12 protein-coding genes (1 of these 12 only partly in view) are annotated in these 12,576 nt (G+C 43.5%); 5 read left to right on the plus strand and 7 right to left on the minus strand.

Translation table 11 applies throughout. The features are described 5' to 3' along the window. The 7 genes from gyrA to dnaA all read right to left on the minus strand — a co-directional run. Positions 1 to 1,868 carry the 5' portion of a DNA gyrase subunit A gene (gene gyrA / locus CB4_RS01880; protein WP_096463327.1) on the minus strand. It extends 688 nt beyond the left edge of the window, so 1,868 of the gene's 2,556 nt are visible here — the first part of the coding sequence; it begins with the start codon at positions 1,866 to 1,868; the stop codon falls past the left edge of the window. 139 nt (positions 1,869 to 2,007) lie between these two features. Next, positions 2,008 to 3,924, minus strand: coding sequence for a DNA topoisomerase (ATP-hydrolyzing) subunit B (gene gyrB / locus CB4_RS01885; protein ID WP_096463328.1), 1,917 nt, complete (start codon positions 3,922 to 3,924; stop codon positions 2,008 to 2,010). Positions 3,925 to 3,932: 8 nt separating this feature from the next. Then, a complete protein-coding gene (gene remB / locus CB4_RS01890; RefSeq protein ID WP_096463329.1) occupies positions 3,933 to 4,181 on the minus strand; it encodes an extracellular matrix regulator RemB in 249 nt (82 codons plus the stop codon). Between the two features lie 12 nt (positions 4,182 to 4,193). Then, positions 4,194 to 5,309, minus strand: a complete 1,116-nt coding sequence (gene recF / locus CB4_RS01895; RefSeq protein WP_096463330.1) for a DNA replication/repair protein RecF — start codon at positions 5,307 to 5,309, stop codon at positions 4,194 to 4,196. A 47-nt stretch (positions 5,310 to 5,356) separates the two neighbouring features. Next, on the minus strand, positions 5,357 to 5,587 hold the full coding sequence (gene yaaA / locus CB4_RS01900; protein WP_096463331.1) for a S4 domain-containing protein YaaA: 231 nt from the start codon (positions 5,585 to 5,587) through the stop codon (positions 5,357 to 5,359). Positions 5,588 to 5,598: 11 nt separating this feature from the next. Continuing rightward, a complete protein-coding gene (dnaN, locus tag CB4_RS01905; RefSeq protein ID WP_096463332.1) occupies positions 5,599 to 6,741 on the minus strand; it encodes a DNA polymerase III subunit beta in 1,143 nt (380 codons plus the stop codon). Positions 6,742 to 6,934: 193 nt separating this feature from the next. Next, a complete protein-coding gene (dnaA, locus tag CB4_RS01910) occupies positions 6,935 to 8,290 on the minus strand; it encodes a chromosomal replication initiator protein DnaA (protein WP_096463333.1) in 1,356 nt (451 codons plus the stop codon). A gap of 563 nt (positions 8,291 to 8,853) precedes the next feature. On the opposite strand from dnaA, the gene rpmH reads away from it, so the two are divergent. The 5 genes from rpmH to mnmE all read left to right on the plus strand — a co-directional run bounded on the left by rpmH (position 8,854) and on the right by mnmE (position 12,545). Then, positions 8,854 to 8,988 carry a 50S ribosomal protein L34 gene (rpmH, locus tag CB4_RS01915; RefSeq protein ID WP_096463334.1) on the plus strand — a complete coding sequence of 45 codons (135 nt, stop codon included), beginning with the start codon at positions 8,854 to 8,856 and terminating at the stop codon, positions 8,986 to 8,988. A 94-nt stretch (positions 8,989 to 9,082) separates the two neighbouring features. Continuing rightward, positions 9,083 to 9,445: a ribonuclease P protein component gene (rnpA, locus tag CB4_RS01920; protein WP_096463335.1), complete on the plus strand. Its 363-nt coding sequence runs from the start codon at positions 9,083 to 9,085 to the stop codon at positions 9,443 to 9,445. A gap of 81 nt (positions 9,446 to 9,526) precedes the next feature. Continuing rightward, positions 9,527 to 10,288 carry a membrane protein insertase YidC gene (gene yidC, locus CB4_RS01925; protein ID WP_373681362.1) on the plus strand — a complete coding sequence of 254 codons (762 nt, stop codon included), beginning with the start codon at positions 9,527 to 9,529 and terminating at the stop codon, positions 10,286 to 10,288. After that, the gene (gene jag, locus CB4_RS01930; protein WP_096463336.1) at positions 10,285 to 11,043 is read left to right on the plus strand and encodes an RNA-binding cell elongation regulator Jag/EloR; all 759 of its coding nucleotides are present in this window, start codon (positions 10,285 to 10,287) and stop codon (positions 11,041 to 11,043) included. The genes yidC and jag overlap by 4 nt, the downstream gene beginning before the upstream one ends. 128 nt (positions 11,044 to 11,171) lie before the next feature. Beyond that, positions 11,172 to 12,545, plus strand: a complete 1,374-nt coding sequence (mnmE, locus tag CB4_RS01935) for a tRNA uridine-5-carboxymethylaminomethyl(34) synthesis GTPase MnmE (protein WP_096467589.1) — start codon at positions 11,172 to 11,174, stop codon at positions 12,543 to 12,545. Positions 12,546 to 12,576: the final 31 nt, after the last annotated feature.

The raw sequence follows: 12,576 nt of genomic DNA on the forward strand, positions 1-12,576 counted from the left end.
AGATAGTGATTATCCGTAAACTCTTTTACCGGAATTACAGCTTGAATATGCTCGTCCTGTTCAATTTGCAGCAAGTTAATAATCGGAATCCCTTTAGCAGTCCGCCCCAATTCTGGAACCTCATATGCTTTTAAGCGATATACCTTACCTTTGTTTGTAAAGAATAGCAAGTAGTGGTGTGAATTTGTCGTAATCAAGTGCTGAACAAAGTCATTTTCCCTTGTGTCCATGCCTTGAATTCCACGACCACCGCGGCGCTGAGATCGATAAGTATCTACGGGCAAACGCTTAATATATCCTCGATGAGTCAATGTGACAACCACTTCTTCTTGTGGGATCAAATCCTCATCTTCGATATTATTCATATCCATACTAATTTCTGTGCGACGTTCGTCTCCGTACTTATCACGAAATTCTGTCAGCTCATCTGCAATAATAGAGAGAATTTTTGCTTCATCCCCTAAAATCGCACGCAGTTCCGTAATTAATGCTGTAAGTTCATTGAACTCATCCGTTAGACGATCAATCGAAAGGCCTGTTAATGTTTGAAGACGCATTTCCAGAATAGCATTCGCCTGTTCAAGCGTAAAACCAAGCGGCACATCTCGACCATTCAAGATAAATGTATCGGCCATCAAGAAACTGCGAGCCTCTTCGCGGTCAGCAGCTGAACGAATCGGGCCGCTTCTATCCACGAGATCATCCACAATATCAATCGCCTTCAGAAGACCTGCGACAATATGAAGACGGCTTTCTGCTTTCCGCAGTTCATACGCTGTACGGCGGCGAATGACTTCCTTCTGATGCTCCAAATAATAATAAAGCATCTCTTTTAAATTCAAAATGCGTGGCTCATTATTCACAAGTGCCAGCATATTAATGCCAAAGCTTGTTTGCATCGCCGTATGACGGTATAAATTGTTCAATACAACCTGCGGATTTACGTCACGTCGCAATTCAATGACAATTCGCATACCATTGCGATCCGATTCATCCCGCAGATCCGTAATCCCTTCAAGCTTCTTCTCACGTACAAGCTCCGCAATCTTCTCAATCATCCGCGCTTTATTTACCTGATACGGAATCTCTGACACGATAATTCGTGCCTTATTTCCGTGCTCCTCAACCTCTGCTTTCGCCCGAATCACAATCGACCCGCGACCCGTCTCAAATGCTCGACGAATTCCACTGCGCCCCATAATAAGAGCCCCTGTCGGAAAGTCCGGTCCTGTAATGTACTCCATTAAATCCCGAATTGTACACTCCGGATTTTGAATCAGTAGCAATACACCATTAATGATTTCCGTAAGGTTATGAGGAGGAATATTCGTTGCCATCCCTACGGCAATTCCTGCTGCTCCGTTTACAAGCAGGTGTGGAATACGCGCAGGCATCACAAGCGGTTCCTGTTCATTTCCATCATAGTTCGGACCAAAATCAATCGTATCTTTGTTAATGTCCCGCATGAGTTCGGTCGCAATTTTGGACATCCGAGCTTCCGTATACCGCATAGCTGCTGCTGAATCACCATCAACGGAACCAAAGTTTCCGTGTCCATCTACCAGTGGATACCGATAAGAGAAATCCTGAGCCATCCGCACCATCGTTTCATAAACAGCTGCATCACCGTGCGGGTGATACTTACCAATTACATCTCCAACGATACGAGCAGACTTCTTATACGGTTTATCCGGTGTCACACCCATCTCATTCATCGCATACAGAATACGGCGGTGTACTGGCTTCAGACCATCCCGCACATCCGGAAGCGCACGACTGACAATAACGCTCATCGCATATTCCAGGAATGATTCACGCATCTCCTGGTTTATATTAATGTCAATAACATTTGATTGTTGTTCGGACATAGCTACCTCCGTCTCTAACGTTTTCTTACTCCAAGAAGCATCAGTAAAAACGTTTTATCCATAACTGCTATTATACCATTTTTCCCCGTTAAAACAAAAAAATAAGCCCCCCGTTCAAGAGGAAGGCTTACGTTGTTATTTACACATCAAGATTGCGGACTCTTTTTGCGTTTTCCTGAATAAAATCACGGCGTGGTTCTACTTTGTCACCCATGAGCATCTCAAAGATCTCATCGGCCTGCATTGCATCTTCAAGTGCCACACGCAGCAGTGTACGGCTCTCCGGGTCCATTGTTGTCTCCCAAAGCTGCTCCGGATTCATCTCCCCCAGACCTTTATAGCGCTGAACATTCGGCTCAGGGCGATCAGGAGCTTCTTTCCGAATTTGATTCAGCTGGGCGTCATTGTACGCATAGCGAATCGTTTTGCCCTGCTGGAATTTGTACAGCGGCGGCTGAGCAATATACACATACCCTTGTTCAATTAAAGGACGCATATAGCGAAACAGAAATGTTAACAGGAGCGTTCGAATATGTGCTCCATCAACATCGGCATCCGTCATAATAATAATCTTGTGATAACGCGCTTTTGCGATATCAAAATCCTCTCCAATCCCTGTGCCAAGCGCCGTAATAATCGCACGGATCTCCATATTGGACAGAATCTTGTCGAGACGTGATTTTTCTACGTTCAAAATTTTACCCTTCAACGGTAAAATCGCCTGGAACTTGCGGTCACGCCCTTGCTTAGCCGATCCACCAGCTGAGTCACCCTCGACCACATACAGTTCGCTAATCGCAGCATCACGGCTAGAACAATCAGCGAGCTTACCCGGCAGGGAACTGAATTCAAGTGCATTCTTGCGACGGGTAAGTTCACGCGCTTTTCGGGCAGCTTCCCGGGCGCGTGCTGCCATAAGCGACTTTTCTACAATCCGTTTTGCTTCCTGGGGATGTTCGTTTAAGTACGCTGAGAATTCTTCTGCAAACAGCGACTCCGTTATGCTGCGAGCTTCGCTGTTGCCAAGCTTTGTTTTCGTTTGCCCTTCGAATTGTGGTTCCGGAATTTTCACGCTGATAATAGCCGTTAGCCCTTCTCGTACATCATCTCCGGTCAGATTTACATCTTTATCCTTAAGTATACTCTGCTTACGTGCATAGTCATTAATAATACGCGTCAGTGCACTTTTAAAGCCAGACTCATGCGTGCCACCTTCATGTGTATGAATATTATTGGCATACGAGTAAATATTGCTTGCGAATGAGTCATTATATTGAATCGCAATCTCTACAGTAAGGCCGTCCTTTTCACCTTCAAGAAAAATCGGCGGCTCATGTAATTTTTCACGGTTCTTATTAAGATATTCAACAAAAGACTGGATTCCGCCTTCATAATGGTACGTGTCTTCTCTGCCTTCATCCCGTTCATCATGAAGCGTAATGCTTATACCGCGATTCAGGAAAGCTAGCTCCCGCAAACGCTTCTGCAAAATTTCGTAGTCATAAACCGTTGTCTCTGTAAATATCTCTGGATCTGGCAGGAATGTAACTTTTGTTCCTTTATCTTCTGCATCACCAATCACCTTCAGCTCATCGAGCGCTCCACCCTGCGCATAATGCTGAATATACCGCTTCCCACTTCGCTTTACTTCTACAGTCAACGACTTGGAAAGAGCATTTACGACTGATACCCCAACCCCGTGCAAACCACCAGAAACTTTGTATCCTTCACCACCGAATTTACCGCCTGCATGAAGAACAGTCAGTACGGTTTCGACCGTAGACTTGCCTGTTTTTTCATGAATTTCAGTCGGGATGCCCCGACCATTATCCGTCACAGAAACACTATTACCTTCATGAACATATACATGAATGTCATCACAGTATCCAGCAAGAGCTTCGTCAATGGCGTTATCTACAACTTCCCATACGAGATGGTGCAGACCACGGCTACTTGTCGAACCAATATACATACCCGGACGTTTGCGAACCGCTTCGAGGCCCTCTAATACCTGAATCTGACTGGCACCGTAATTGCTTTCTCCGTTCGTTGTCATATCAAGTCTCACCTGCTTTCCAAGAAATTAGCACGACGTTTCAGTGTAAGCGAAGAGATAGGTGAACCATATACCTTACCTTCTGTTACCACATACGACTTTGTTTGTTCACCGCCGAGCACAATCAGACGTCCATCTTCCTCAGCCTGCGCAAGAAACTGGCGGGTTGTTTTGGAAGACTGCTTCATCTGAAAATCAAGAATGATAATAACGTCTTTTGATCGTACAACCATATCGCCACCCAGATGAATAAACATATCGTTCTCCCCTTACGTTTCCCGCACGACTGTTCCCTGGTTAACCCGATAAAGAGCAGCCTGCTGAAGAGTTTGATGGTACAGTCCTTCTACACCTGTTGTCGTTACAAATGTCTGTACCCGGTCTTTAATATTTTGTAGAAGATGGGACTGCCGGTTCGCGTCTAGTTCAGACAACACATCATCGAGAAGAAGTAGCGGATATTCACCAACTTCCTGGTGAATCAGCTCGATCTCAGCTAACTTCAGCGACAGAGCAGTCGTTCGCTGCTGTCCCTGCGACCCGTACTGATGCACATTTGTCCCATTAATAAAAAACTCTATATCATCACGATGCGGACCGGCCAGACTTGTACCGCGTGCGATCTCCCGGTCCTGAATAGACGTTAGATGCTTGTAGATGACATCTACCGCTTCCTGCTGCGACATGTCCTGTGTAACAGGAAGTGAATTGTGATAGGCAAGATGCAAATGTTCCTTGCCCTGTGTAATCTGAGCATGGATTTCCTGCCCCCACTGCTCTAATTTTCCCATGAATCCGTACCGTTTCATAAGAACTTTCGCTGCCACATCTGCCATCTGCATGTTGTACACATCTAGCATGTCACGATACGGTTTACCCATTTGCAGTTCTTTCATGGCCTGATTTCGCTGCTGAACAATTTTTTGATACTGCAAAATAGCATGCAAATACGATTTAGAGACTTGTCCAATCTCCATATCAAGAAAACGGCGCCGAACATTCGGACTGCCCTTGACGATGCCAAGATCTTCTGGGGCAAACATCACCACATTCATTGCGCCAATATAATCGCTCAATTTTCGTTGCTCAAGACTATTAATTCTCGCCTTTTTTCCTTTGGGCGTCAACCTGATATCCAGTGATATAGTTCCGTGCCGCCGCTCTGTACGGCACGAAAGAGATGCATACTCCTGCTCCCACTGAATCAATTCTTTATCTTTGCTAGTCCGGTGCGCCTTGGCCATAGCCAGCACATAAATCGCTTCGAGCATGTTTGTTTTTCCCTGTGCATTATGTCCAACGAACAACACAATCGGCTGGTCAAACTGGACATGTGCATGCTCAAAATTGCGATAATGTGTTAATTCAAGTTCAGTAAGGATCAAACCGTATTCCCTCCCGGCGCTTCGCTGCTTCGTGCGAGCACTGCTGGTTACTGCACGGTTTGCCGAGAAACTTCAAACATTCCAAAACCTTCTACGTAAACCGTATCCCCATTATACAATTTTTTACCGCGTCGGTTTTCACTTTCTCCGTTTACTTTAATTTCTGCTTCCGCAAGAAGAATTTTAGCATGACCGCCGGTAGAAGCAATTCCTGCCAGCTTTAGAAATTGTCCTAATTGGATATATTCTGTTGTGATTTCTACACTTGTCTTTTCCATTTTTCTCTCTCCTATTGGTTGGTTCGAACAGGAAGGATCAGGTGCAAGATCCAGTCATGATCGGTTGGGCGAATAATAAACGGGCTCATTGCACCCGTAAATCCAATTCGAATCTCAGTGCTATCTACCACTCGAAGCGAATCGATCATGTATTTCGCATTAAACGAAATTTTTACATCTTCGCCTTCTGTGGATGATGGCACAATTTCTTCTGTCACGGTACCAACTTCCGGGATGTTGGACGAAATCTCGATTACACCATCTGGACGTGTAAACAAGCGAACAACATTATTTTTTCCATCCCTTGCTAACAAGCTTGCCCGTTCGATTGCTCCGAGAAACTCTTTTGTGGATAAAATCATTTCTGTTTTCATATTCTGCGGAATGATTCGACTTGTATCTGGATATGTTCCATCAAGAATACGGGAGTAAAACAAAATCTGATTTACTTTCGCAAGAATCTGGTTATCTGTAATTACGATATCAACCAGTTTATCATCATCTGAGAGAATTTTGCTTAATTCAAGTAGGCTTTTTCCTGGAATGACAACATTATGAAAACTAAGCCCTGCTGCTGATTCCACCGTTGCCTTACGAGTAGTTAAGCGATGGCTGTCGGTTGCAACAAATGTTAATTCTCCGTTTTCAAGACTCCACATGACTCCCGTTAAAATGGGCCGTGTTTCTGTTGTCGCAACAGCAAATACGGTTTGTCGAATCATTGTTTTCAACAGATCAGCTGGCATACTTAATACTTGATTTTCCTCAATTTGTGGGAGACGAGGATAATCTTCCGCATTCATTCCATTCAAATTGAATTGGGATCTGCCTGAAGAAATGGTTGTTACAAATCGATCATGTACCGAAATCGTTACTTGTTCTCCTGGAAGCTTTCGAACAATTTCTCCTAAAAAACGAGATGGGAGCACAATGCTACCCGGTGTTATATTCTCGATCCATTGATGTTCACCAGATTCTGCTGGAATATACTGCTCAATGGAAATATCAGAATCACTTGCTGTTAATATAATGCCGTCTTCATGAGCAACAATTTTAATACCGGTCAGTATTGGAATTGTTGTTCGTGAGGAAACAGCTTTGCTCACCGTATTAATGGCATGTGTAAATTGATCTCTTTGAATAGTAAATTCCATTGTAGCCTCCCTAGCATGGCAAGTGTATCTCTTACATACACTTATATTTTATATTCTTTTTAAGTACTAATAGTAATAGGGGCGGTGGATATGTGTATAAGTGACTTGAGATAAAGAAATAAAGCCTATACACATGTGGATAAGTTTGTGTACAGGCTGCAGTTGTTATTTGAATTTATACACAGGCCAATTACTACCCTTTTCGAATCCGCTCAATTAAATCTTGAATGGTGGTTTGCAGCTGGCTATCTGTCTGCAAAGCATGTGTAATTTTCTCGTGAGCGTGAATAACGGTTGTGTGATCACGACCACCGAATTCTTCTCCAATCTTTGGCAGAGAAAAATCAGTCAGCTCACGGGACAGATACATAGCGATCTGACGCGGAAACGCAACTGATTTTGTTCTTTTTCTCGCTTTAAAATCTTCCATCTTTAGATCGAAGTGTTCCCCTACCGCTTGCTGAATGGCAGGAATATTAATCACGCGCGGCTTGCTAGATGGAATAATATCTTTTAGTGCTTCTACAGCAAGCTCAGTATCGATATCACGATTAATAAGGGAAGAATAGGCTACTACACGAATAAGAGCTCCTTCTAGCTCACGTATATTCGTGTCAATTTGATTGGCGATGTATACCATAACCTCGTTTGGAATCTCCAGATTATCCGCTTTTGCTTTCTTTCTTAAAATGGCGATCCGTGTCTCCAGATCAGGAGGCTGAATATCTGTAATCAATCCCCATTCAAAACGGGACCGCAACCGATCTTCTAGCGTTGGAATTTCTTTTGGCGGTCGGTCGCTTGAGATAATGATCTGCTTGCTTTCTTCATGCAGTGCGTTGAATGTATGGAAGAATTCTTCCTGTGTTTGCTCTTTTCCAGCTAGAAACTGAATATCATCGATTAAAAGAATATCTACGTTGCGATATTTATTACGAAAATTTCCTGTTTGATTGTCTCGAATCGAATTAATGAATTCATTCGTAAATTTTTCTGAAGAAAGATATACGACTGTTGCATTCGGGTTCTGTTCCAGCACATAGTGACCAATTCCATGCATGAGATGTGTTTTGCCAAGACCGACTCCTCCATAAATAAAAAGCGGATTGTACGCTTTTGCGGGAGCTTCTGCTACGGCCAGAGAAGCTGCATGCGCAAAGCGATTACCGGCCCCAATGACAAATGTATCAAACGTGTACTTGGGATTTAACATTGTCGGCGGAAAATCGTCATTTCCACCTGCTTTTTTTCCTTTTTTGGAGGGGGGTGATACCAGCGATTCTTCCTGCTCATTTACTGAAGTTGGAATAACAAATTTCACCGTAATAACTTTGCCCATAATTTCATATAGTATCTCAAGAATAAGATCCGAATAGCGAGATTCGAGCCAGTCGCGTGTAAATTCATTAGGCGCTGTGATTAGAAGTGTATTGTCATCAAGAGATGTAGCTTTTGTTGATTTAAGCCAGGTTTCAAAACTTGGTTTGCTAATACGCTTCTGTATATGAGCGAGTGCAGTATCCCACAATTCTTTTATATTTGTGACCATGAGTCTCCTCCCTTCTTCTCTTCCGCATACGTATGTTCAGCAGCGGACTGCTGTTTTGCTCAGCTAAGAAGAAGTTGAACAAGCGGAATGTGGATAAGTTTTTAATAAAAATTAGCTATATTTCAAGATATTTTTATGGTTTTCGACAAAATCTTTAAAAGGTGTGGATATAGTTTTCCACACCTTTGTATAACTGTCCACAGTATTATCCACAGTGTGTGGATAAACGATACTCTTTGTCCCAGTTATCCACCGGTTAAAACAAAATTATGATAGCAGATAAATATGTAGATCGCAATGATTTTTTGATACTTATCCACAAACTCTACAACTTGTGTATTCAAGATATTCACAGCACTAGATTTTGTGCACAATCAGGGGAGAAGTTTGTCGATAATTGGGATGCGGGAAATATTTTTATCCACAAAACGTTCGGGAAATAAAAAGTGTGGATAGAGTGTGGTAGTTAGCAAGAGGCTTGACATGATACATAACAGGTATATATAATAATCAAGACTGTCTATGTACAGAGTGGATGGAACCTTCCCAAGGAGGTGGATATAATGAAACCGACATTTAAACCGAACAATCGCAAACGTAGCAAAGTTCACGGCTTCCGCGCTCGTATGAGCTCTAAAAACGGTCGTAAAGTTCTTGCTGCACGTCGTAGAAAAGGAAGAAAAGTATTATCAGCATAAGGCCACTATTGAAGTGGCCTTTTCTACCGTTTTGTCGGGGACTTGTTCCCCGATCAGAACGGGGAAGCAGAACAGCAGGTGAGGGGTGTGCCCTTTGTATCGCCAGAATCGATTGCGAAAAAATGAAGAATTTCAGACGATCTTTAAAAAAGGAAAATCTGTGGCTAACCGCCAGTTCGTCATTTATTTGCTGCCAAAAGAAGGACAAGATTCATTTCGTGTAGGGGTATCGGTCAGCAAGAAGATGGGCAATGCTGTTGTGCGTAATCGTTTGCGCCGACTCATAAAGGAAAGTATTCGCCTGCGTGCAGATGAGGTAAAATCAAATGTAGATTTCATTGTAATCTGCAGGCTTCCGGCAGTTGAGCTGGAATTCGATGCGTTTCAGGGAAGCTTATACCACTGCATGAGGAAGGCGAAGCTGTTTTCTTCTATACATAAAGAAGAAGGGAAGTAAATTCCCTTCTTAAAATTCAAGTTCAGAAAGCTTACATTTTTATCGGTCAACTATATAAGTTGCAAGGAGGAATTATTCTTGCTGCCTAAAAAAATAAAAATGGCGCTGTTGTTTCTTCTCATCGCCCTTCTGTCAGCAGGGTGTAGTGCGGCAAATCCAAAAAATCCGCTCCCGATTAATCCACACGGAGGCATATGGGATCGGTTTTTCGTGTATCCGCTGTCGTGGCTACTACAAGAAGCTGCGTCTCTAGTTGGCGGTAGTTATGGTCTCTCAATTTTAATTGTTACAGTTCTGGTTCGACTCGTTATTTTGCCGCTTATGATCAAACAAATGAAGAGCAGCAAAAGAATGCAGGAACTGCAGCCTGAGATGACTAAACTTAAGGATAAATACAAGAATGATCCGCAGAAATATCAGCAGGAAATGATCAAACTGTATCAGGTGCACCAGGTTAATCCGCTTTCGGGATGTCTTCCGATCGTGATTCAAATGCCGATCTTAATGGCATTTTATCATGCGATTATTCGTACGGCTCCGATTCGGGAACATGATTTTCTGTGGCTTCAACTTGGCCAAAAGGACCCATTCTTTATCCTTCCAGTTCTAGCCGCAGCCACAACGTTCTTGCAGCAGTGGATGACAATGAGAAATAATACGGCTATGGCAGATAATCCGCAGATGAAGATGATGCTGTATATCATGCCGGTCATGATTCTCGTCATTTCCATTTCACTTCCATCTGCGCTTTCTCTTTACTGGGTGTACGGTAATATTTTCACGATCACCCAAACATACTTCCTGTATCGTGATACGACACCTCAAGGAGGTAACAAGAAGTGAATCAGGTAACGGCAACGGGAAAAACAGTCGAAGATGCGATTCGTGTAGCACTTGCTCAGCTGAATGCTGAGCGAGAAGATGTGAGTTTCCGTGTTCTCGAGGAACCAAGTAAAGGTTTTTTGGGCTTGATCGGAGTACGGAAAGCAAAAGTAGAAGTCACATTGGTAGAAAAAGAGGTGGCGAAAGAAATTTTGTCACCAGAAGAAGCGCAATCTGTTAGTGAACCATTGCCGGAACCTGAAAGGCTTGAGGAACCGCAAGAATCTAAGATTTTAGAACAGGAAAGTCCTGCATCGGATGCCGATCCGATTGAACAAGGACGAGCGTTTCTGGAAGAAATTCTAGCTACGATGGACATTAAAGCCAATGTTCAGCTTTCAGTTAAGCAGGGGATGCCTGTTATGACCATTGTTGGAAAAGGCCTCGGTTTAATTATTGGTCGACGTGGACAAACACTTGATTCTCTTCAGTATCTGGTGAATATTGTAGCGAACCGAAATGTGAACAAAAAAGTTCGGATTGTATTAGATGCAGAAAAGTACCGTCAGAAGCGGAAAGAATCGCTTGTGCAGCTGGCGGAACGTATGGCTACTCAAGTGATACGCACCAAAAAAGTAGTGCGTCTTGAACCGATGAACCCGACTGAACGTAAAGTTATTCACAGCCGCCTACAAAAACATTCTCAGGTGCAAACATATAGTGAAGGAACAGAACCATATCGTCGGGTAGTTATTACGTTAAAAAAGCAACCATAGCATTATCCACAGAACCCTCTCTAGCAAGAGAGGGTTTTTTTGTTCTCAAATATTCATAGAGTATGGTATTCTATACATTTAGGGAAAGCTTTAAAAAACATGTTTTTACAGAGTGGTGACATATAATGATGGATTTCGATACAATTGCAGCGGTTGCTACACCACTGGGCGAAGGCGGGATCGCCATTATTCGCGTAAGTGGACCGCAGGCTGTAGAGGCTGTGGATAAGATTTATAAGGGGCGGAATCGATTATCCACTGTGGATACACATACGATTCAGTACGGTCACCTTGTGGATAATGAGGGAGATGTGTTAGAGGAAGTCATGGTGTCGGTTATGCGGGCACCGCGCACATTTACGAAGGAAGATGTAGTGGAGATTAACTGTCATGGCGGGATTGTTTCGGTAAAGCGAGTGCTTGATCTTGTGCTTGAACAAGGTACACGGATGGCAGAGCCAGGTGAGTTTACAAAACGTGCATTTTTAAACGGACGAATCGATCTTTCTCAGGCGGAAGCGGTCATTGATTTAATCCGCGCTAAAACAGATAAAGCGATGAAAGTCGCCCTGCATCAGGTTCAGGGCAAGTTATCTCTTCTGATTGAAGATCTACGTCGTCAATTGATTCAATTAATGGCGCATATTGAAGTCACCATTGATTATCCGGAGCATGATGTAGATGATGTAACGCGGAATCTTCTGTCGGAGAAGAGTCGCTGGGTGCAGGAAGAGATTGAGAAACTGCTGCGTACTGCAAAGCAGGGGAAAATCCTAAGAGAAGGTTTATCAACGGTTATTGTCGGACGGCCGAATGTTGGGAAGTCTTCGCTTTTGAACAGCTTGCTACAGGAAGTGAAGGCGATTGTAACCGACGTTCCAGGGACAACTCGCGACATTATAGAAGAATACGTCAATGTACGAGGCATTCCGCTTCGGCTTGTTGACACTGCCGGAATTCGGGATACGGAAGATATTGTGGAGCGAATCGGTGTCGAAAAATCGCGGGAAATGTTGAGTAAAGCAGATCTTGTACTGCTTGTGCTGAATCATGGCGAAGAGTTAACAGAAGAAGACCGGAATCTGTTGCAGGTTGTTCAACCGATGAATGCCATTATAATTGTAAATAAAGTGGATTTGCCGCAGCGCATTGATCTCGATAACGTTCAGAAGATGGTCGGTAATATGCCCGTAGTTATGATGTCTATTGCCAGGGAAGAAGGAATTGAACGGCTAGAAGAAGCAATTGCTAGCAAGTTCTTCTCCGGTTCGATTCAGAGTGAAGACCTTACGTATGTGAGTAATGCCCGCCATATTCAACTGCTACGAGAAGCTTCTCAGGTCATTGGAGAGGCGATTGAGGCAGTGGAGGGCGGTCTGCCTGTTGATATGGTTGCGTTTGATATCCGGCGCACATGGGAATTGCTTGGTGAGGTAATTGGTGATACCGTAAGTGATGATCTAATTAGCCAGATTTTTGCGCAGTTTTGTCTCGGCAAATAGGAAAGGACACGCCATATGGCGTAGAGGAGGC

The organism is Aneurinibacillus soli, assembly GCF_002355375.1.
GTDB classification, from domain to species: Bacteria; Bacillota; Bacilli; order Aneurinibacillales; family Aneurinibacillaceae; genus Aneurinibacillus; species Aneurinibacillus soli.